General features: G+C 48.2%; 20 protein-coding genes and 5 tRNA genes. 9 read left to right on the top strand and 16 right to left on the bottom strand.

Annotated features, from left to right (window positions below):
- Positions 1 to 27 precede the first annotated feature (27 nt).
- Together PRUB_RS05950 and PRUB_RS05945 are read left to right on the top strand one after the other, a co-directional pair.
- Positions 28 to 582 (top strand): RNA polymerase sigma factor, encoded by a 555-nt coding sequence (locus PRUB_RS05950; protein ID WP_010386853.1) that lies wholly within the window; start codon positions 28 to 30, stop codon positions 580 to 582.
- Positions 575 to 1,177: a hypothetical protein gene (locus tag PRUB_RS05945; RefSeq protein WP_010386856.1), complete on the top strand. Its 603-nt coding sequence runs from the start codon at positions 575 to 577 to the stop codon at positions 1,175 to 1,177. The genes PRUB_RS05950 and PRUB_RS05945 overlap by 8 nt, the downstream gene beginning before the upstream one ends.
- A gap of 39 nt (positions 1,178 to 1,216) precedes the next feature.
- Here the strand turns inward: PRUB_RS05945 and PRUB_RS05940 are convergent, their stop codons facing one another.
- A complete protein-coding gene (locus tag PRUB_RS05940) occupies positions 1,217 to 2,593 on the bottom strand; it encodes a Na+/H+ antiporter NhaC family protein (RefSeq protein WP_010386858.1) in 1,377 nt (458 codons plus the stop codon).
- A 230-nt stretch (positions 2,594 to 2,823) separates the two neighbouring features.
- Here PRUB_RS05940 and PRUB_RS05935 point away from each other — a divergent pair, with 230 nt between their 5' ends.
- Positions 2,824 to 3,672, top strand: coding sequence for a MurR/RpiR family transcriptional regulator (locus PRUB_RS05935; protein ID WP_040645764.1), 849 nt, complete (start codon positions 2,824 to 2,826; stop codon positions 3,670 to 3,672).
- Between the two features lie 7 nt (positions 3,673 to 3,679).
- Here PRUB_RS05935 and PRUB_RS05930 read toward each other — a convergent pair whose 3' ends face one another.
- From PRUB_RS05930 to xerD, 13 genes are all read right to left on the bottom strand, one after another.
- The gene (locus PRUB_RS05930; RefSeq protein WP_155946434.1) at positions 3,680 to 4,825 is read right to left on the bottom strand and encodes an exo-beta-N-acetylmuramidase NamZ family protein; all 1,146 of its coding nucleotides are present in this window, start codon (positions 4,823 to 4,825) and stop codon (positions 3,680 to 3,682) included.
- Positions 4,826 to 5,323: 498 nt separating this feature from the next.
- Complete coding sequence (locus PRUB_RS05925; RefSeq protein ID WP_242065220.1) at positions 5,324 to 5,845, bottom strand: exo-beta-N-acetylmuramidase NamZ domain-containing protein; 522 nt, start codon at positions 5,843 to 5,845, stop codon at positions 5,324 to 5,326.
- Positions 5,846 to 6,196: 351 nt separating this feature from the next.
- Positions 6,197 to 6,273 (bottom strand) — tRNA-Arg (locus PRUB_RS05920).
- A 58-nt stretch (positions 6,274 to 6,331) separates the two neighbouring features.
- Positions 6,332 to 6,408: transfer RNA gene (locus PRUB_RS05915), tRNA-Arg, on the bottom strand.
- A gap of 58 nt (positions 6,409 to 6,466) precedes the next feature.
- A tRNA-Arg gene (locus PRUB_RS05910) sits at positions 6,467 to 6,543 on the bottom strand.
- A gap of 21 nt (positions 6,544 to 6,564) precedes the next feature.
- On the bottom strand, positions 6,565 to 7,227 hold the full coding sequence (locus tag PRUB_RS05905; RefSeq protein ID WP_242065219.1) for an exo-beta-N-acetylmuramidase NamZ family protein: 663 nt from the start codon (positions 7,225 to 7,227) through the stop codon (positions 6,565 to 6,567).
- 351 nt (positions 7,228 to 7,578) lie between these two features.
- A tRNA-Arg gene (locus PRUB_RS05900) sits at positions 7,579 to 7,655 on the bottom strand.
- A gap of 29 nt (positions 7,656 to 7,684) precedes the next feature.
- A tRNA-Ser gene (locus PRUB_RS05895) sits at positions 7,685 to 7,777 on the bottom strand.
- A gap of 559 nt (positions 7,778 to 8,336) precedes the next feature.
- The gene (gene lysS, locus PRUB_RS05890) at positions 8,337 to 9,878 is read right to left on the bottom strand and encodes a lysine--tRNA ligase (protein WP_010386862.1); all 1,542 of its coding nucleotides are present in this window, start codon (positions 9,876 to 9,878) and stop codon (positions 8,337 to 8,339) included.
- Positions 9,879 to 9,905: 27 nt separating this feature from the next.
- Positions 9,906 to 11,004, bottom strand: a protein-coding gene (gene prfB, locus PRUB_RS05885; RefSeq protein WP_125562743.1) for a peptide chain release factor 2 whose coding sequence is annotated in 2 segments (ribosomal slippage) — positions 9,906 to 10,928 and positions 10,930 to 11,004 — 1,098 coding nt in all. Because the reading frame shifts where the segments join, the coding sequence is not laid out codon by codon here.
- 186 nt (positions 11,005 to 11,190) lie between these two features.
- On the bottom strand, positions 11,191 to 12,915 hold the full coding sequence (gene recJ, locus PRUB_RS05880) for a single-stranded-DNA-specific exonuclease RecJ (protein WP_010386866.1): 1,725 nt from the start codon (positions 12,913 to 12,915) through the stop codon (positions 11,191 to 11,193).
- Between the two features lie 130 nt (positions 12,916 to 13,045).
- Positions 13,046 to 13,777, bottom strand: coding sequence for a bifunctional protein-disulfide isomerase/oxidoreductase DsbC (gene dsbC / locus PRUB_RS05875; RefSeq protein WP_010386868.1), 732 nt, complete (start codon positions 13,775 to 13,777; stop codon positions 13,046 to 13,048).
- A 61-nt stretch (positions 13,778 to 13,838) separates the two neighbouring features.
- Positions 13,839 to 14,765, bottom strand: a complete 927-nt coding sequence (gene xerD, locus PRUB_RS05870) for a site-specific tyrosine recombinase XerD (protein ID WP_010386870.1) — start codon at positions 14,763 to 14,765, stop codon at positions 13,839 to 13,841.
- A gap of 78 nt (positions 14,766 to 14,843) precedes the next feature.
- Between xerD and fldB the strand changes: the two genes are divergently transcribed.
- Complete coding sequence (gene fldB / locus PRUB_RS05865; RefSeq protein WP_010386872.1) at positions 14,844 to 15,365, top strand: flavodoxin FldB; 522 nt, start codon at positions 14,844 to 14,846, stop codon at positions 15,363 to 15,365.
- 183 nt (positions 15,366 to 15,548) lie between these two features.
- Positions 15,549 to 15,722: a hypothetical protein gene (locus tag PRUB_RS05860; RefSeq protein WP_155946185.1), complete on the top strand. Its 174-nt coding sequence runs from the start codon at positions 15,549 to 15,551 to the stop codon at positions 15,720 to 15,722.
- A gap of 59 nt (positions 15,723 to 15,781) precedes the next feature.
- Here PRUB_RS05860 and PRUB_RS05855 read toward each other — a convergent pair whose 3' ends face one another.
- Positions 15,782 to 16,780: an AraC family transcriptional regulator gene (locus tag PRUB_RS05855; RefSeq protein WP_010386874.1), complete on the bottom strand. Its 999-nt coding sequence runs from the start codon at positions 16,778 to 16,780 to the stop codon at positions 15,782 to 15,784.
- A 90-nt stretch (positions 16,781 to 16,870) separates the two neighbouring features.
- Between PRUB_RS05855 and PRUB_RS05850 the strand changes: the two genes are divergently transcribed.
- The 4 genes from PRUB_RS05850 to PRUB_RS05835 all read left to right on the top strand — a co-directional run bounded on the left by PRUB_RS05850 (position 16,871) and on the right by PRUB_RS05835 (position 20,667).
- Positions 16,871 to 17,305, top strand: a complete 435-nt coding sequence (locus PRUB_RS05850) for an SRPBCC family protein (protein WP_010386876.1) — start codon at positions 16,871 to 16,873, stop codon at positions 17,303 to 17,305.
- Complete coding sequence (locus PRUB_RS05845) at positions 17,292 to 18,107, top strand: sterol desaturase family protein (RefSeq protein WP_010386877.1); 816 nt, start codon at positions 17,292 to 17,294, stop codon at positions 18,105 to 18,107. The genes PRUB_RS05850 and PRUB_RS05845 overlap by 14 nt, the downstream gene beginning before the upstream one ends.
- A gap of 107 nt (positions 18,108 to 18,214) precedes the next feature.
- Positions 18,215 to 19,321: an MBL fold metallo-hydrolase gene (locus PRUB_RS05840; RefSeq protein WP_010386879.1), complete on the top strand. Its 1,107-nt coding sequence runs from the start codon at positions 18,215 to 18,217 to the stop codon at positions 19,319 to 19,321.
- A 281-nt stretch (positions 19,322 to 19,602) separates the two neighbouring features.
- Positions 19,603 to 20,667, top strand: coding sequence for an acyltransferase family protein (locus PRUB_RS05835; RefSeq protein WP_010386881.1), 1,065 nt, complete (start codon positions 19,603 to 19,605; stop codon positions 20,665 to 20,667).
- A 29-nt stretch (positions 20,668 to 20,696) separates the two neighbouring features.
- Here PRUB_RS05835 and PRUB_RS05830 read toward each other — a convergent pair whose 3' ends face one another.
- Positions 20,697 to 21,251, bottom strand: coding sequence for a TFIIB-type zinc ribbon-containing protein (locus tag PRUB_RS05830; RefSeq protein ID WP_010386884.1), 555 nt, complete (start codon positions 21,249 to 21,251; stop codon positions 20,697 to 20,699).
- Positions 21,252 to 21,325 lie beyond the last annotated feature (74 nt).

Below are 21,325 nucleotides of genomic sequence, written 5' to 3'. Positions count from 1 at the left end.
CCAGACAATAAAAACAAGGACCTGCCTATGCTACTTGCTTTAAAAAACTGGCTGTCGGCAAACGAACCCGAGCCTGCCGACCCTTTATATGAGTTTAAATTAAGCGGAGACAACAAGTATCTGGAACTGGCGATAGACAAGTACAATCACGATTTATATCACTTTTTGCTAACCCAAAGTGACAGCGAACTGGCCAAAGACATATGTCAGAAAACCTGGCTAACCGTCGTTGAAAAACGTCAGGCTTATCACACCAGCCAGGCACCGAAAGCCTTTTTATTCAAGCTGGCCCGAAACGCGCTGATTGACGAATTGCGTAAGCAAAATCGGCTTGCCTATATAGAACACCCGGAACAGCAACTATCTGTTCCGGCGGAGCACACTGTAAAGTCGCATCAATCCTTGTACGATGCGATTTTATTGCTGCCACTACAGCAAAGAGAAGCCATAAGCCTGCAACTGGAAGGTTTTTCCTTGCAACAAATCGCCAGTATCACTGACGCCCCGCAGGAAACCATTAAAACGCGCCTGCGTTATGCCCGCACAGCGCTTAAGCACGTATTAGGAGAAGATGATGAGTGACAAATCGCAGGCAGATCGGCTCAAGCAGGCCTATCAACACGCAAAGCAACAGCACAGGCCTTCGGCACTTGAGCAGCGCCAGCTCAAGCAAGTGTGTCGCGCAGCTAATACCACAGCGAAACAGATCAGCTGGTGGCAAAGAGGTCAGTGGGTTTTAGCATGCGGGGCACTCATGGTACTGGCGACAGTCATGCTATCTCAAGAGCATCGCCAGCAATCGCTTCAAGCTGTGTATGCCCTGAGTTTTGATGATTATGAGCAGGTTGAAACCCACAGCGTCGAACAGGGCCACTACGTTACTCAGCTTCGGGCTCAAAAACAGACTTTAGATGCGCAATTTAAACAACAGCAACAACAGCTGAGCGAACAACGCTTTTATGGGCGGCTTGTTCACAGTGACGCCAATACCTGGTTTGTTGCCGACTGTCGCAGCAAAACACTTTTGGAAATTAAACACTCGGTGCTCACAGCATTACAAGACGACGCCGTATTGTCAGGCATATCACCAGGACAGATGTTAGCACTGGATAAAAATAAAAATGGTCACTTAACGACCATCACAGCGGCTCCAGGCAAAGTATATGCCTGCCCTTAACTTCGCCAGCCTCAGAGCAAGGCTGGCGAAAAGCGGTTGTTAAATCATCACTATACTGGCTACGAAAAAGCTGATCAGTGCCAGTACACCACCAACCATCGCATAAGGAAGTTGCGTTTTCACATGGGTAAGCAGATCGCAACCAGATGCCAATGCTGACACCGCGCTGGTATCTGAAATCGGTGAGCAATGATCGCCAAAAATCCCGCCGCTAAGTATTGCGCCGACAACCAGCGATGGTGGCAGTCCCAGAGTTTGGATCAATGGTACGCCTATCGGGATCAGAATAGCAAAGGTGCCCCAGGATGTGCCTGTCGTAAACGACATCACAGCCCCGGTTAGGAACAACACAGGCACAATGAAGTAAACCGGTAAGTAATCACCCACTAATGATGCAACAAACACCCCAGTGCCTAACTCTTTTAAGCTTGCACCCAGCGTCAGTGACAGCAATACGATACTCACCAGAGGCAGCAGTTCTCCCATACCTTTGAAGCCCACGTCAACCAGTTGTTGATGCGTAAAATGGCGAGCTTTAAGGAGCAGTAAGTAGGCTACCGCTGTTGCCAGCACTGTGGCATACAAAACCGATTTAGAGCCACTGCCTTGAGCCAGTTCACCCCCACCTGTCCACAACATAAAACCCAGCATACTGATGATAAGTGTCGCCAGTGGTACTAACATAAAGCGTGCTTTACTGGCAGCCGGGCCTTTGTCAATTTCCTGGTCCTGTTTCGCCAGCGCGTGTTCAGCCACTTTCATTGGGCCATGCACTTTGTCAAACACTATGGTGTAAAACACAATCAACAATGCAATGATGGCATAGAAATTAAATGCCACACTGCCCCACAAAATACTGACCGCCGATTGCTCCAGCTCATAATTACTCAACAGACCCAGCACATACGCGCCCCAGCCATTAAGCAGAATAAGAATACACACAGGAGCACTGGTACTGTCGATAATATAAGCCAAACGCGCGCGACTCATTTTGAATTTATCAAACAGGCCCCGGGATACGATCCCTGAGGTCAGCACACTCATGTTCGACTCAATAAACACGGCCATCCCCGTGAACATGGTCAACAGACCAACCTGGCGCTTGCTTTTCGCAACGCCAATATTCAGCAGTTTATTTACTGTCGCACCGACGCCACCTGATTCTCTGATATAAGCCAGTAGCGCACCAATCACGATACTAAACAGCAAAATTCGACTGTTTCCGGGAGAGGTGGCAACGCTCACAATGCGCTCAATACTATTAATAAAGGTGGAAAATAGCGCGTTACCACCACCGTTTAGCGCGAGCAGAAATTCCGAAGAGATCAACGCCAGGATCAGCGCCACAATGACCTCTTTGCGCCAAAACACCACGGCAATAGCTATCAAAGGCGGTAAAATCGAATACCAGGACATAGGTTCCCTATTACTAATTATTAGATCAAGCTGTAAACCCGTTAGCTTAATTAGTTGCGGGGAAAAAACCAAGCTTTTCGCAGCTGAATTTACAAACGCAACAAAAAGAACTTTTTTAGGTACCAACCAGATTAAAAAGCGCAATAATATATCTTTCTGATCTATTACATTGTTCACTTTGAACCTATAATATGGACATCTCTGTCAGTACAGGTTACCAAGTGAAGCGCATGTCTACTTTTATTAAAATAAAGGCATTAAGGCCAACTCTCTCACAAAGTGAGGCAAAACTCGCCGACTTTACCCTTAGTTCGGGGACCCAAATCCGCACTTTATCGTCCATTGAACTGGCCAAGGCTGCCGGCGTCAGTCAGTCCAGTGTCGTAAAGTTTGCACAAAAATTGGGGTACCGGGGTTTTCCGGCATTTAAACTCGCGGTTGTGGATGCACTGAATGAGCAAACTTCTGATCAGGCATCCCGCTCCACCCAGTTTGAGCAAAATGATTCGCTGGCTGATATCAGCGAAAAACTCATTGCCAATCAACACAAAACGCTGAGTGCAACTCAGAAACTTAACAATGGCTCAGAATTTGAGCGCACGGTGCAGGCATTAAAAGCAGCACGCAAAGTGCTGATCTGCGCCAAAGGTGCATCCTGGTCTGTTGCGCAAGATTTTGCCTTTAAACTACAAAAAGTCGGTATTTCTGCGGTGTGCCACAGCGATGAATATAATGCTGCCAGCTATGTTGCGTCGATGGGCAAAGAAGATCTACTGGTTGTGATCAGCAATTCAGGTCAGACAAAAACTCTCCTGAAACTGGCCGAGCAGGCAAAACGCAATGAGTGTCGCTTGTTTGCTATCACGCGCTATGGCGACTCTCAGCTCAGTGAGATGGCAGAGCACGTCTTGTTTACTGTACAAGAGGCAGAGCCGGTTAATCACAGCGCGATACTCACCCGGGCATCCCAATGCTACCTCATTGATACGCTCTTTGTTGCACTGGCACAGTCAAACTTGCACTGGCAACGTCGGGTTGAACGGGCAAATGATAATATGCGCGCGATTTTTAACGACTGAGTTCGTTTTAATCCCGCTCATACAGCAGGTAAGGCAGGCGGCGTGTCTTAAACGCCTGTACTTCCTGTGCCCAGATGGCTTCTATCTGATGTGCTTTCAGGCCCTGTGTCAATGCCAGGCGGATCACATCAGTGCCTGCCAGTTTGTCAAAGAACCGCGGTGAATTAATCAATGCCTCTGGGTGTTGCTCAAATGCACTGTGTGCCTGCACTAACCAGCCTAACGACAGACCCCGTTGCTGAGAGTGACGTAGGTCTCTGGCATAGACAATTTTGCCCTTTAACTTAGGGTGCATGGCTGCACCGGGCATAGAACGTGGCGAAAAAGCCAAAGTGCCAAGCCGGACCTGATCATGACCAAATACCTGAAATGGAAAATCACTGCCTCGACCCACAGAAACGCGCGTCGCCTCAAATAAACATAACGAAGGGTACAAATAAATAGCACGCTGATTCGGTAAGTTGGGGCTCGGTGCTATGGGTAGCTTGTATTCATCCTTTGCACTATAACTGGCAACCGGGATAACTGTCAGATCAAGCGTTACACTGCTGTCTAGCCACCCCTCACCGACAGTCATCAAGGCCAGCTCACCCAGCGTCATACCATGCAAGACAGGGACAGGCAGCATACCAACAAAAGAGCGAAAGCGTTCATCCAGTACTGGGCCATCAACATACGCAATATTCGGATTAGGCCGATCCAGCACCAAATAGCTAACACCTTCTTGCTGTGCGGCCTCCATCGTTAGAAACAATGTGCTGAGGTAGGTGTAAAAGCGTACACCTACATCCTGAATATCAAATACTAAAATATCAATATCTGCAAGCTGTGCTGGCTTTGGTTTCTTGTTCGTACCGTACAAGGAGACGATTGGCACGCCCGTTTTTATGTCTTTACCATCTGTGATGTAAACACCTGCTCCTTTGTTCCCCCGAAATCCATGCTCTGGTGCAAAGATCCGGACCACATTCACCTGATTGTCTGTGAGATAATCCAGCAAGTGTTGATCATGTACTCGGGCACTTTGATTCACCACCAGACCTACCCGTTTGCCTTTCAGCATTGGCAGGTACTGGTCACCGCGCTCGGCAGCAACCTCAATTGCCCGTGTTTGATATGAGCAAAAAAACACATTGATGGTGATCATTAGCATCAGAAAAGCATGGATAGTCTGGCGCACAAATGTCCTTAGGGGAAAACAAACTGTATCGAGATTGTGCGGTGCGATAACCCACCTTTGCAAATATTTACGACGTAAGAAATCCTACAAATTCGGCCTTAACTGCCGGGTTTGTAGTCAGGTACTCTATCCAGCTTAAACAACTACCTAAATTACAGACACAAAAAACCGCCTCTCGTCGGCTGAATACTCACTTCATAGAGAAGTGCTGAACCGGGATGTATTTTACGAAGAGTGAACCTCTGACCGCCTGGTTCGTAGCCAGGTACTCTATCCAGCTGAAGTAACTCACTCCAAATTTCAGATACAAAAAAACCGACTTTCGTCGGTTGATTGCTCACTTCCGAAAGTAGAAGTGGGTGAGGCAAGACCGAAGCACTGCTTCGCAGCTTGCTGAACGCGAGACATGGAAGTCGAGCCGGTAGCCCTTCACATGGACGTGTGTCCACCCGTACCACACTACACCAAATTTCAGACACAAAAAAACCGACTTTCGTCGGTTGATTGCTCACTTCTCAAAGTATAGCTAACACCTTCTTGCTGTGCGGCCTCCATCGTTAGAAACAATGTGCTGAGGTAGGTGTAAAAGCGTACACCTACATCCTGAATATCAAATACTAAAATATCAATATCTGCAAGCTGTGCTGGCTTTGGTTTCTTGTTCGTACCGTACAAGGAGACGATTGGCACGCCCGTTTTTATGTCTTTACCATCTGTGATGTAAACACCTGCTCCTTTGTTCCCCCGAAATCCATGCTCTGGTGCAAAGATCCGGACCACATTCACCTGATTGTCTGTGAGATAATCCAGCAAGTGTTGATCATGTACTCGGGCACTTTGATTCACCACCAGACCTACCCGTTTGCCTTTCAGCATTGGCAGGTACTGGTCACCGCGCTCGGCAGCAACCTCAATTGCCCGTGTTTGATATGAGCAAAAAAACACATTGATGGTGATCATTAGCATCAGAAAAGCATGGATAGTCTGGCGCACAAATGTCCTTAGGGGAAAACAAACTGTATCGAGATTGTGCGGTGCGATAACCCACCTTTGCAAATATTTACGACGTAAGAAATCCTACAAATTCGGCCTTAACTGCCGGGTTTGTAGTCAGGTACTCTATCCAGCTTAAACAACTACCTAAATTACAGACACAAAAAACCGCCTCTCGTCGGCTGAATACTCACTTCATAGAGAAGTGCTGAACCGGGATGTATTTTACGAAGAGCGAACCTCCGACCGCCTGGTTCGTAGCCAGGTACTCTATCCAGCTGAGCTACGCGTCCGTTTTATCATGTTTAACACTTGATATGTGCCTCTTTTTATTTAACCACTTAAGAGAAGTGGCGGACGCGGGAGGATTCGAACCTCCGACCGCCTGGTTCGTAGCCAGGTACTCTATCCAGCTGAGCTACGCGTCCGTTTTATCATGTTTAACACTTGATATGTGCTTCTTTTTATTTAACCACTTAAGAAAAGTGGCGGACGCGGGAGGATTCGAACCTCCGACCGCCTGGTTCGTAGCCAGGTACTCTATCCAGCTGAGCTACGCGTCCGTTTTATCATGTTTAACACTTGATATGTGCTTCTTTTTATTTAACCACTTAAGAAAAGTGGCGGACGCGGGAGGATTCGAACCTCCGACCGCCTGGTTCGTAGCCAGGTACTCTATCCAGCTGAGCTACGCGTCCGTTTTATTACAAAGACACCATTTAATAAACTGTCAGATCAAGCGTTACACTGCTGTCTAGCCACCCCTCACCGACAGTCATCAAGGCCAGCTCACCCAGCGTCATACCATGCAAGACAGGGACAGGCAGCATACCAACAAAAGAGCGAAAGCGTTCATCCAGTACTGGGCCATCAACATACGCAATATTCGGATTAGGCCGATCCAGCACCAAATAGCTAACACCTTCTTGCTGTGCGGCCTCCATCGTTAGAAACAATGTGCTGAGGTAGGTGTAAAAGCGTACACCTACATCCTGAATATCAAATACTAAAATATCAATATCTGCAAGCTGTGCTGGCTTTGGTTTCTTGTTCGTACCGTACAAGGAGACGATTGGCACGCCCGTTTTTATGTCTTTACCATCTGTGATGTAAACACCTGCTCCTTTGTTCCCCCGAAATCCATGCTCTGGTGCAAAGATCCGGACCACATTCACCTGATTGTCTGTGAGATAATCCAGCAAGTGTTGATCATGTACTCGGGCACTTTGATTCACCACCAGACCTACCCGTTTGCCTTTCAGCATTGGCAGGTACTGGTCACCGCGCTCGGCAGCAACCTCAATTGCCCGTGTTTGATATGAGCAAAAAAACACATTGATGGTGATCATTAGCATCAGAAAAGCATGGATAGTCTGGCGCACAAATGTCCTTAGGGGAAAACAAACTGTATCGAGATTGTGCGGTGCGATAACCCACCTTTGCAAATATTTACGACGTAAGAAATCCTACAAATTCGGCCTTAACTGCCGGGTTTGTAGTCAGGTACTCTATCCAGCTTAAACAACTACCTAAATTACAGACACAAAAAACCGCCTCTCGTCGGCTGAATACTCACTTCATAGAGAAGTGCTGAACCGGGATGTATTTTACGAAGAGTGAACCTCTGACCGCCTGGTTCGTAGCCAGGTACTCTATCCAGCTGAGCTACGCGTCCGTTTTATCATGTTTAACACTTGATATGTGCCTCTTTTTATTTAACCACTTAAGAAAAGTGGCGGACGCGGGAGGATTCGAACCTCCGACCGCCTGGTTCGTAGCCAGGTACTCTATCCAGCTGAGCTACGCGTCCGTTTTATTACAAAGACACCATTTAATAAATGGCGGAGAAGGAGGGATTCGAACCCTCGATAGGGCTACAAACCCTATACTCCCTTAGCAGGGGAGCGCCTTCAGCCACTCGGCCACCTCTCCGTCTTTGTGGGGCGTATAATATAGAACCGTGAAAATATGTCAAATACTTTTCTTGTAAAAAAGCACTGTATGGTGATAGATTGTTCAGCTTGGTCTGTTTTAAGGCACTTTGTCGATTATTTTGTCATAAATTAGTCACTTTTAGGGCCTGACTGTATATTATAGTGGTCCAAAAGAGTTTGCTTCCGCGTGCTTTCTTCAGTAATAAAGGCATCTACATAGCCTAAACGCTGAAATTCGCTGATACAGCTACGACAATAGTTCATCCTGGCTTGTTCGTGCTGTGATTTTGATTTTTGTTGCGACATGGTCTGAGTTCATTTGCATCCTTTCATAACCAAAGTAGTATAGGCTAAAAAGTCTGATATGCCAGTCGTACCCAACTAGCAACCATTCGCCAACGGCACTTCGGTACACCTTCTCTGTGTCTAACCCCTGTTCTTACTGAAGTTTTATAAATATATTGAGAGTTCAACTGGCGTTTAGCAGATATGTCTTACACATATAAAAGAAAAGCGCCTAAGGCGCTTTTCTCAATTGTACATTCAATGTAACCGAACTAGTCAGCCTGAGGTCGCATATGTGGGAACAGGATAACGTCTTTGATAGTCGGAGAGTCGGTAAATAGCATCACCAGACGGTCGATACCAATCCCCTCACCAGCCGTTGGCGGTAAGCCATACTCCAACGCGCGGATGTAGTCATCATCAAAGTGCATTGCTTCATCGTCACCAGCGTCTTTCTCTTCAACCTGACGCGCAAAACGCGCAGCCTGATCTTCTGCATCATTGAGCTCTGAGAAGCCGTTTGCCAGTTCACGTCCACCTACGAAGAATTCAAAACGATCAGTGATAAACGGGTTTTCGTCATTACGACGTGCCAACGGTGATACTTCCCACGGGTATTCCGTGATGAAAGTTGGCTGGATCAGTTTGTGCTCAGCGGTTTCTTCAAAGATTTCACATAAGAACTTACCGGCACCCCATACACATTTTTCAGGGATCTTAACGTGTACTTTCTTCGCGTATGCCACCAACTCGTCAAAGTGGTTTTCTGGATCTTTAAAGATGTGTGCAGAGGCTTCAGCGTCCGGACCATATTTGATGATCGCATCAGCCATAGAAAGGCGCTCAAACGCTTTACCAAAGTCGTACTCGATGGTCTCAAGGACTTCGCCTTCTGCGTTCTTGACGGTATTAGTCACAATGGTCGTGCCCAGTACATCCTGTGCAACGGTACGCAGCATGTCTTCTGTCAGGTTCATCAGATCTTTGTAATCTGCGTATGCCTGATAGAATTCAATCATGGTGAATTCCGGGTTGTGACGAGTCGACAGACCTTCGTTACGGAAGTTACGGTTGATCTCGAAAACGCGGTCAAAGCCACCAACCACCAGGCGCTTCAGGTAAAGCTCAGGTGCGATACGCAGATACATGTCGATGTCCAGCGCATTGTGATGTGTCACAAACGGACGTGCCGTTGCACCGCCAGGGATCACTTGTAGCATTGGCGTTTCAACTTCCATAAAGTCACGCTCAGCCAGGAAGCGACGAATGCCTTCAATCACTTTAGAGCGAATACGGAAGGTCTCACGCGTTTCCATGTTAGTGATCAGATCAACGTAACGTTGACGATACTTGGCTTCCTGATCCGTTAAACCATGGAATTTCTCTGGTAGCGGACGCAGCGATTTAGTCAGTAGTTCATACTGGACCATATCAACATACAAGTCACCTTTACCTGATTTGTGCAGCGGACCAGACACACCAATGATGTCACCAATGTCGAGCTGACCATATTTGGCTTTCAACTCTTTTTGTACATCTTTAGATGCGTAAGCCTGGATACGGCCTTTCATGTCTTGCAGAACCAAAAATGGCCCACGTTTAGCAAGGATACGGCCAGCCACAGAGACCTGATGATCTAACTCAACCAGCTCTTCTTTAGACTTATCACCAAACTTAGCCTGTAGATCAGCCGTATAGTCTTCGCGGCGGAAGGTGTTCGGATGGCCATTGGCACTGCAATTATCACGAATTGCATCCAATTTAGCACGACGCTCAGCAATGAGTTTATTCTCGTCTTGGATTTGCTCTGTCATTTTTTAGCTCTTAGTTTAGCTTGTTGATTATAGGCCTGATTTCAGGCTGGCTTCGATAAATTTGTCTAGATCACCGTCCAATACCGCCTGGGTATTACGGTTCTCAACACCGGTGCGCAGGTCTTTAATACGCGAGTCATCCAGTACGTAAGAACGGATCTGGCTGCCCCAACCGATGTCAGATTTGGCATCTTCCTGAGCCTGCTTTTCAGCATTTTGCTTTTGCAGCTCAAGTTCAAACAGTTTTGCTTTTAACTGTTTCATTGCCTGATCTTTGTTTTTGTGCTGTGAACGGTCGTTCTGACACTGCACCACAGTGTTCGTTGGCAAGTGCGTAATACGTACCGCAGACTCTGTCCGGTTAACGTGCTGACCACCCGCACCCGAGGCACGATATACGTCGATACGCAAATCTGCCGGGTTGATGTCAATCTCAATGTTGTCATCAATTTCCGGATACACGAATGCCGAGGCGAACGAGGTGTGACGACGACCGCCTGAGTCGAACGGGCTCTTGCGGACCAGACGATGTACACCGGTTTCTGTGCGCAGCCAGCCATAAGCATACTCGCCGCTTACACGCAGCGTAGCCCCTTTGATACCTGCCACATCACCATCGGTTGCTTCAACGATTTCGGTTTTAAAGCCTTTCGCTTCAGCCCAGCGCAGATACATACGCAACAACATGTTACACCAGTCCTGAGCTTCAGTACCGCCGGAGCCTGCCTGTAAATCAAGATAGGCATCGTTGCTGTCCTGAGCACCAGAGAACATGCGGCGGAACTCCAGCTTTTCAAGCTGGGCATTCAGACCCTGTACTTCCTGCTCAGCTTCAGCAAAAGTCTCTTCGTCTTCGGCTTCTACAGCCAGCTCAACCAGACCCTCTGCATCATCTGCACCGCTCACCAGGTTGTCTATGGTTTCAACGATGGTTTCCAGGCTGGATTTTTCGCGACCCAGCGCCTGTGCCTTCTCAGGCTCATTCCAGACGGCTGGATCTTCCAGTTCCGCATTAACTTCTTCTAAGCGCTCTTGTTTCAGAGCATAGTCAAAGATACCCCCGAAGAAGTTCAGTACGCTCGCGAATTTCCTTGATTTGATTAATCACAGGATTCACTTCAAACATTCACATTACTCCAATTTACGTGATGGTGACGCAGCCAATGGCCCACCAAAGTGACCACCGGACTGAAAATTTTGCGACCACTGTGTCTCAACACATTATATAAGCGGTCTAAACGGCCAATACTAACAAATAATAGGCTCGGATATCAGCCCTTAAAGAGAACATTTTATACCTTTATCGCAAATGTTAGCAGGCACGGATCTCCCGAACTATCAACTGCAAGGTAAACTTGCCTCTAAACTCGTTGATATCCAGTTGATAAGCTAACTCCGCCATCTGTGCCGTGGTGTTTGGCCAGGCCCGCACATCTATGTTAAACGCAATCGCATCAACCAATTTACCGCTGGGGTGTTTAAGCACCAGCTTGAGATGTTTCTCTCCGACAATGCGCTGCTGCACTAACTCGAACACGCCGCTGAATACCGGCTCAGGGAAATGCTGACCCCAGGGCCCAGCCTGTTGCAGCAACATGGCAAAGTCCATATTAAAACACTCAGCTGGTAACTCACCATCTGTCAGTAATACCGACTGCTTATGCTCTTCGCTGAGGGTTTCGCTGACCAGGGCCTCAAAGGTGCGTTTAAAGTCGCTAAAGTCGGCTTCTCTGATGGTCAAGCCAGCCGCCATCGCATGGCCACCAAATTTCACGATTAAGTCCGGGTGGCGGGTGTTTATCTGCTCCAGCAAATCACGCATATGCAAGCCTTCAATCGAGCGGCACGATCCTTTAATTTCGTCATTGTCACCCTGAGCAAAAATAATCGCCGGGCGATGGTATTTCTCTTTCAGTCTGCCCGCCAGGATCCCAATTACCCCCTGGTGCCAGTCATCCTGATACAAACACACTGCATCTGGAATACTCTGCTGTGCTGCAACCAAACGCTCGAGCACCGCCTGCGCTTCTTGTTGCATGCCCTGCTCTATCTCTCGCCGTTCCTGGTTCAGGCTATCCAGTTGTGCGGCAATACGCCTTGCCTGATGCTCTTCTTTAGACAACAAACAAGCGATACCCAGACTCATATCGTCCAGTCGCCCTGCGGCATTCAACCTCGGTGCCAGTGCAAATCCAAAATCACTGGCGTTAAGCCGGGCTGCGGTGCGATTTGCCACTTCAATCAAAGCACGGATCCCAGGCCGGGTTTGCCCTTTGCGAATTCGCGCCAGTCCCTGATGTACTAAAGTACGGTTGTTGGCGTCCAGGGCAACGACATCCGCGACCGTCCCCAATGCCACGATATCCAGCAAAGACGCCAGATTAGGCTGAGTCAGACCCTGACGCTCAAAATAACCCGAAGAGCGCAAATGATGGCGAAATGCCACCAGCAAGTAAAACGCCACACCAACACCCGCAATGGATTTTGAAGGAAACTGACAGTCGTGACGGTTAGGGTTAACGATGGCGTCGGCATTGGGCAATTGCTCACCCTGCAAATGATGATCGGTGACCAGAACAGCAATGCCAGCCTGCTTGACGATGTCTATCCCTGCCAGACAAGAGATACCATTATCAACGGTGATCACCAGTTGTGGGGCAAGCTGGACTATTTGCTCTGCCAGTGCCGGGCTCAGACCATAACCCAGACTAAAACGGTCAGGAACCAGGTAATCGACTTGCTGCAGGCCAAACAGACGCAGCCCCTCCATCAATACGGCGGTACTGGTGGCGCCATCGGCATCAAAGTCGCCCACAATGAGTATACTTTGCTGCTGGTGTAATGCTGTTTCCAATAAGGCACAGGCTTTATCCATATCCCGGAACAAACGAAAATCCAGCAAAGTCGCTGCACTGTTATCAAGCTCCTGGGCCTCTTTTACACCCCTTGCGGCATAAATTTGTTTAATGACAGGATGAAGGTGGGCGGGTAAATGACTGTCATCGACACGTAATCTGGGTCGGATCTCTGTTTGCATAACACTCTCTGAACTACCTGATGACGTGAAGTAATACCAATTTGCTTAATTAAGTGAAATTGGTATAAACCTCCACAAAGCAAAAAAGGCCCGCAGGCCTTTTTAGAAACGTTGAGAGTATACCTCAGATTTAAGATTTTTTGCCCGCCTGGTCTAACATTTTTGCCAATGCGTCTGCTGGCTGATAGCCCGGGATCATGCTGCCGTCTTCCAGCACGATGGCCGGAGTACCGGAAATGCCAAAACTCTGACCAAGCTGATAATGCTCAGCAACCGGTGCCTGACAATTCTTTGCATCCGCAATGGTGTTACCCGCTTTCGCTTCAGTCATGGCTGATGCCGCATCATCGGCACACCAAACGTTCATCAGGCTTTTGTAACCGTTACCGCTCAGGCCACCACGAGGAAACGCGAGATACTTAACAGTAATGCCCGCTGCCAGGTAATCATCCAGCTCACGGTGAAGTTTACGGCAGTAGCCACAGGTAATGTCAGTAAAGACCGTGATTTGGTGTTTTTCGTTTTCCGCCTTGTACACGATCATTGAATCCTGGTACTCAGCGACACCACTTTTACGTACATCACTGAGAGCATCCTCGGTGATGTTACGACGGTTAGCCACATCAATCATAGTCCCCTGAACCAGATACTGACCGTTAGGGCTTGCATAAAATACCCCTTTGTCTGTGATCACAGTCTTAAGGCCCGAAATGGGGCTGTCTGATACACTTTTGACTGTTAAGCCCAGATCCGCAAACTGAGATGCGATGGGGCTAACCGCCATTGGTGAAACTTCTTCGGTTGTCTCGGCAAAGGCACCGACACTAAAAGCGAGCGACGCTGCTAAAAGTAACTTTTTCATGTTTTTCTCGTAAAATTGCTCTTGTTAATCACTAGGACCGGATTACTGCGAATAAATTCCATCACGACCTAGGATGATGTTGCTGATGAAGCGATTTTAGTCGCTCACTGGCAACATGCGTATAAATCTGGGTTGTCGACAAATCGCTATGGCCTAACATCATCTGTACAACGCGGAGATCCGCCCCATGATTGAGCAAATGTGTTGCAAACGCATGACGCAGCGTGTGTGGCGATAACGGTGACTTAACGTCTGCCAACATAGCATAGTGTTTGATACGATGCCAAAAAGTTTGCCGGGTCATACCAATACCGCGCTTTGAGACAAAGACGAAGTCATTCGCATGCTTCACCATTTGAGCTCGTCCAATTTTTAAAAATTGTTCGACCCAATGCAACGCTTCCTCTCCCATCGGGACCAATCTTTCTTTGCCCCCTTTACCACGAACCAGTAAAACAGCCTGACGCAGGTTGACTTGCTCCATCCGCAGGCCTACCAGCTCAGTAACCCGCAATCCCGTTGCGTACAACAATTCCAGCATAGCTTTGTCTCTGAGACCCATAGGGTCTGCCACATCAGGTGCACTGAGCAGGGCTTCAACTTCCTGCTCACTGAGGGTTTTAGGCAACGACTGCGACAACTTGGGTTGTGCGATATGTGTTAAAGGACTGGCAGGGAGTACCTGTTTGCTCACCCAATAGGCATAAAAGCGCTTAAGGGCACTCATTGCCCGCGCGGTACTGCGCGGTTTCAGCCCCTGATCGACCCGATAGGCCAGATAGGCCTCCACATCTGCGCTATTGATGGCCAGCAATGGTTTGTCATCGAGATGCGCCACAACATAACGGACAAACTTATCCAGGTCTGCCCGATAGGCAGCCAGGGTGTTGTCACTGAGCCCCTGCTCAAGAAAAAGCGCATCCAGGAAAGATTCAATCAGCTCACTGTTACTGTGCGTGGCTGAGTCAGATAATTGTATATCGGTCACGGGCCGCCTGTATCAATTCGTTACACCATAAGGTAGACTTCGCGCCATATAATAACAGCCAATTGAGCGAAGACTACTATGCAGATCGGGTTATTTTACGGTTCAACTACCTGCTACACAGAAATGGCAGCAGAAAAGATGCAAGAGATCATGGGTAAAGACATCCTGTCGCTCCACAATATCAAAGATGAACCTCTGAAAAATGCAGAGCAGTTCGACTTTGTGATCTTCGGTATCTCAACCTGGGACTTTGGCGAGTTACAAGAAGACTGGGAGTCACACTGGGACGACATCGACCAGGTCGACCTTGCCGGAAAAACCATCGCATTATTTGGTATGGGTGACCAACAGGGCTATGGACAATGGTTTCAGGACGCACTGGGTATGCTACACGATAAAATTGCGCCACAGGGCGTCAACTTTTTGGGATATTGGCCCAATAGCAGCGACTATGAATTTGAAGCGTCCAAAGCACTGACTGAAGACAAAAGCCAGTTTGTGGGCCTGGCATTGGATGAAGACAGCCAGTACGAAAAAAGTGATGAACGTATTGCAGCCTGGATTGAACAAATCATGACACAGTACAGCGAGTCATTATAATTTTTCCTCTCTGATCTGCCATATTCCTATCTGGCAGATCAAAAAACACCTCATTTACACCTATTAACAAACCATATATACAAATGTCTCTTTATAGTTCAGTATGAATTTCGTACAGTCTGTGCACCTTTACTTTAATCGCTGTGGCTGTCATTCATCAACTAAGTTAAAAAAGGACTAATCATGAAGCTTAACCTAAACAAAAAGAACTATAAGAACTTGACTCAGAAACCGCAATCAATCAACAACAAAATGACACCCCGCATTGGCGGTGGCCAGGGCGCATGTTCTGGCGGTGCAGCCTGCCATATGGACAAACAAATCGAAGGTGGTGGCTCTGTCTGTATTACTTGGTAAGACAGGATAACGGGACTGTAAACGTCCCGTTTTACGTCGAACTCAGTCACCAATCCTACTCAGATATCCTCAGTGTTCTGCTTTTGTTTACTGAACTTTCCAGGAGAACACCCAAACCAGCGCTTGAACGCCTTGTTAAATGCCGCTTGTTCGTTAAACCCTAACTCTCTTGCCAACTCGGCAAGTGGCATGGTGCCCAGTAAGTCTTGAGTCCGCCTAAGCCGCTCTTCGGTCAGTAACTGCGAGTAACTGGTGTTGCATTGTTTAAGCTGCCTTTGTACCTGACGCACCGATTTATTTAATTCACCAGCTAACCTGTCCAGCTGACAATCACTGAGATCGCGACGGGCAGCCAGCATGATGCGAAGCTGTGTCGCCACGGTATGATGCTGCTGAAGTTGCGCCAGCGCTTTGTCTGACAGACGCTGTAACGCCTCATGCATAACGCAATTCGCGCGTCTGAACGGCAACGACAGGTAAGCACGCTGAAACACAATCTGATTACAATGCTGACTACCGACCACAGGACAACCAAACCACAGCGCTAGCTCTGAGCACTCAGCCCTGCTCAATGAGCAGGTTAAATCAACACGCTCAGGTGTTGCGCGTTGAGTTAACAAGGCACGCACTGAAGCAACCCAGGCGGTCATATTACGCAAAATCACATGACGAGAAGTTCGTGAGTTAGGCACCCAGGCAATGACAGCCCGCGCATCCTGTTGATGAAATTGCGCTTGTCCTATACTGGCCACGAGCTGGTCGTATCTGAGCAGTGCTATCAGCGCCTGATGCAAGTTTTCGCAGCTTTCTACCAGGTAGCCCAGCACGCCATAATCCACAGACTGGATCTGCTGGCCCAGGTGAAAACCAAACAAAGGGTCTTTAGTCAGCTCAGCCCCAACGTGCAATACCTGCTCATACTCAGCCAATGGGATCCTCGCCCCCTGCTCTGCTTCCGTGTTATTTCCGTGCCTGTTGCTGTTTTCGTGCAACCAGCCTAATTGCTCCAGATAGAGCTGCACACTGCTGAAATAGTTTTTATCTAAAGTGTTTTCCATGTCGCATTTGGACAAAATTACGTCGCCTATTGGCAAGATTGCCAGATAAACCTCTCTTACACTAGACAAAACTGTGTATAAGGAGAAACCATGGTCAATGTTCGCTGCCAAAGAGATATCGCCGCTACGCCACATCAGATAATGGAGACCCTGCTCGATCACCCGAGGTTAGATCGCTTTTTTAATGCCCAGTTCAAAGTCGTGCAAAGTGCTGTGCATCCGGCCATTCGTGGTGGCAATGGCTGCATTCGCGAAGTGCGCATGCTGGGGCTCAGATTCTATGAACAGATCCAGCATGCCGATCCAGGCTCTATCCGCTATCAAATCGTCGGCGATTTTCCGGTGAAAAAACACCAGGGAGAGATCCGGCTGCGTCAAATCGGCAATAACACTTCGACCCGAATTGATTACCATGTACGCTTTACTGCGCCCTGGTACCTGCCAGGCTGTATTCTTCGCCGACTGATCACCCGTGATATCAACCTCGCCCTGACGCGTCTGGAGGCCAGTTATGCTATCCGTTGAGTGGATCTTACTACTACTCAGTCCAATCTTTGTGGTTGCTATAGTGCTGGAATATCGCATTGCATCCGGGCACTACCGCCTTAAGGACAGTTTGCACAACGTGGCACTCGCCATACTCCATCAAGGTGCTGACCTATTGGCCCTGGGTGTTCTGATGCCGCTGTTTTATTGGTTGCATAAATTAGCACTGTTTGACATTCCTCTGACAGCACTGACACTGCTTGGCGCCTTTTTATTGCAAGACTTCCTTTACTACTGGTTTCATCGTGCTTCGCACAAAGTGCACTGGCTATGGTTAGCACATGTGGTCCATCATAGCTCTGCACACATGAACTTTTCGACGGCCTTTCGCCAAAGCTTGCTTTACCCCTTTGTTGGCATGTGGCTATTCTGGACCCCGATGATCTTACTGGGCTTTGTGCCTGAACTGGTCCTGGCTGTCGTTGCCATTAACCTCGCCTTTCAGTTTTTTGTTCATACTCAACTGGTTGGTCAACTGGGCTGGCTGGAGCACGTGTTTAATACCCCCACACATCACCGAATTCACCACGCCAGTAACGCCTGCTATCTCGACAAGAACTTTGCAGGTGTGCTGATCATCTGGGACAAATTGTTTGGCACTTACTCGGACGTACAGCATCAAGAACAGATCCGTTACGGTATCGTCGGCAGTGCACCGCAAGATACGCTGCTGTCCATCAATTTCCATGAGTGCCGGGTGTTGCTCAGAAAACTGAAAAAAGCTAAGGGATTCAAAGAGAAGCTTTACCAACTGCTGTCTGCGCCAAGGCATTTGGAGTAGACAAAAGCAGCCAGCCCGCATAGTTCATTCAAAAAAAGATACTTTATAGTTTACTTTTCCACCAAAAAAAGTAAACTACACAGTGTAGTTTACTTTTGGATCACACAATGAAAAAGTGGTTTGTTATTTTCGCCATCGTGTTTGGCGCTATTATGGGGGGCTGTTCTATGATCTCTAATCTTAATGCACAGGTGCCATCTCAGGGTTACCAGTCAGCGCATTTTCAACAAGGCCGGTTTCAAAACCTGCACCCAACCGTGCCTGCCAGTCTGAGCAAAACGCTGGCGATCACCTGGCGGTTTTTTACCGAAATCAAAGTTGCTGCAGAGCCTGAGCAAGCACTCCCTGTTTCAAAGTTAACCCGCGCTGAGTTAAACGCTTTGCCCGATGTCGGCATACATATCATTAAGCTTGGTCACTCTTCGGTATTGCTCAAAGTGAATGGAGCTTACTGGTTGTTAGACCCGGTTTTCTCCGAGCGGGCATCCCCCTTTTCATTCATCGGGCCAAGCCGCTTTCATCAGCCCCCCATCTCGCTTGATGAACTGCCACCCATTGATAAAGTGCTGATTTCTCACAATCATTATGATCACCTGGACAAACAGGCGGTCAAACAACTCAATGCAAAAACGGCTCAGTTTTTAGTACCACTTGGTGTTGAAGGCGATTTGCGTCGCTGGGGAATAAACGCTGAAAAAATTCATTCATTTGACTGGTGGCAGGAGCAGCATGATCAGGATGTGATGGTGGCATTTACCCCTACCCAACATTTTTCCGGGCGTGGCCTGAGCGATGCAAACCGCACATTGTGGGGCTCCTGGGTCATTAAAACCGCCCATGAACGCCTTTATTTTAGTGGCGATTCTGGCTACTTCCCCGGTTTCAAAGACATTGGTGAGCGCTATGGCCCCTTTGACTACACACTGATAGAAACGGGTGCTTATGATGCCGACTGGGCCGATATTCATATGACCCCTGAGCAAAGCGTGCAGGCACACCTGGATCTGCGCGGCAAAATCATGATCCCCATTCACAACGGGACCTTTGATCTGGCCTTTCATAGCTGGTATGACCCGCTGGAGCGCGTGCATAGCGCAGCACAGCAGCAAGGTGTTGTGCTCAATACACCGACACCCGGAGAAATCATCACCGTTAATCAGGCCTACTTAAATCAAACCTGGTGGCAGTCATTAATGGCGCAGGTGCATCGCTAAACTCTCTCTGAAACCCTCACCTCCGGCACTTATTATTCTGCGTCGTGCCGGATGTTTGGCGAGGGTTTCACCTTTTTACAAAAACAGTGACGATAACTTGATCGTTTTTGCATCAAAGATACCGCATCCTTGACAGCAATGACTGACCACACTCAGCAGTAACCCCCTAACTTGCCAGACGCATGAAAATGTTTCACGCCTATTTGTGTCTAATTTATGGACAAGTAACCATGCTCTCTCTCATCATAGCTGCCACGATAAAAACAATAAGGAAAGCTGTTATGACACAACGCGTCTATGAACTGGACCTGCTGCGTTTTATTTGTGCGCTGGGTGTGGTGATCTTTCACTACACATACACCGGGCATATGGAAGGGTTTGCACCAATCGCCGACTTTGAGGCAGTCCGTGAAGTCACCCGCTATACCTACATGGGCATTAATTTTTTCTTTGTCATCAGCGGATTTGTGATCTTGATGAGCCTGCAAGGGCGCACACTCAGGGAGTTCTTAACCGCGCGTTTTATCCGGCTTTACCCTGCCTACTGGGCAGCACTGACCATCACTGCGCTGGCCACTTTACTGTGGGGCAAAGATCTGTTTAACGTCTCGCTTGGGCAGTACCTGACCAACCTGACCATGGCACAGGAACTATTTTCCGTTGCATCGCTGGATAGCGCTTATTGGACACTGTACATCGAGCTCAAGTTTTATCTGTGTATGGTCTTGCTTGTCGCATGCGGACTTATGCCCTATCTGAGAGCCATACTGGCACTGGTCCTGAGCGTCAGTTTGCTTGCGCTGTTTTTTCCCTGGAGCAGTAACATCAATATGTTTGTGGCGATGTTTCCACACTGGAGTGGCTACTTTGCCTGTGGTTGCGTGTTTTATCTTGTACGCCGTGATGGATTGAACTGGCAAGGTGCAGGTCTGCTGGTACTCTCGCTGGCATTTATGCTGACTCAGTCGGTGTTGTTTGGTGCGCTGATGCAAAGCTGGTTTAATATTCCCTTTAACGGACCCACCATCGCCCTCATCAATGGGATATTCTTTGCATTGCTGTGCCTGACCGCCCTGGCAAAACGTCACCCATTCAGATTTCGTCGCTGGTACTACCTGGGCATACTCACCTATCCTTTGTACCTACTCCATCAGCATCTCGGCTACATGTTGTTTAACCGCTTTGGTAACGAACACAACATTGCCAGCCTGGTTGTGTTCACCACACTCACAATGATAATACTGGCCGGGTTACTCCATTATGGGATTGAAAAGCCAGTAGCACGCTGGCTGACACGACGCACCAAAAGCACTGTTCAACCTGAACAAGTGGCTAAACAAGTTTAATTGTAGCCACCTTCATCAATTCGATGCGCTTAACGCTCGGCTGAATAGGGATCTTCTGCCATCAGGTAGGCTCTCAGGTCAGCTTTCTGAGGATGGTTATTCAGCCAAGCACGGATTTCGCGCAATCGTTGGTAGGTTTCGTCACCGAACTTATCCTGATAGATATCAGCAAAGTTCTGCTGGCTGGTGTCTTCGCGGATTTGCTGCTGCCACTGCTGGGTAACCAGCTGGTTCAGCGCGCCAGCCAACCCCTCGGCTTTCAGTAAGTGCCATTCTCCTTTATCAAGCCAAATGCCGCCAGTGGCGACGCTGTAATCAACCCGATGTGCGCTACTTGCACTGATCCTGAATTTACGCATCAAAGTCCCAGACACAGGGCAGATCAGCGCGCGTTTGCTATCTTCTGCCTCATTGCCAAACTCAATATGTTCCGCAAATTGATAGTCAGGGTTACGCTCTTTCCACGCAACATAATCCTCGATCAGGATCCAATCCCCCTGACACTGGTCACAGCTGTGCGCCCGAAATAAGCCTTCAATAAACCCTGGGCGCAGCTGGCCTTCACCACAACTTGTGCACTTCATTATATCTCCCGATCCTTTATCCATGTGATACACGTGAGTCAGTGTAAAGCAAATTACCACAGGCCTCAATTTGC

Source organism: Pseudoalteromonas rubra, assembly GCF_000238295.3.
In the GTDB taxonomy this organism is placed as follows: Bacteria; Pseudomonadota; Gammaproteobacteria; order Enterobacterales; family Alteromonadaceae; genus Pseudoalteromonas; species Pseudoalteromonas rubra.
This window is presented reverse-complemented; position numbering and strand designations above follow the sequence as displayed.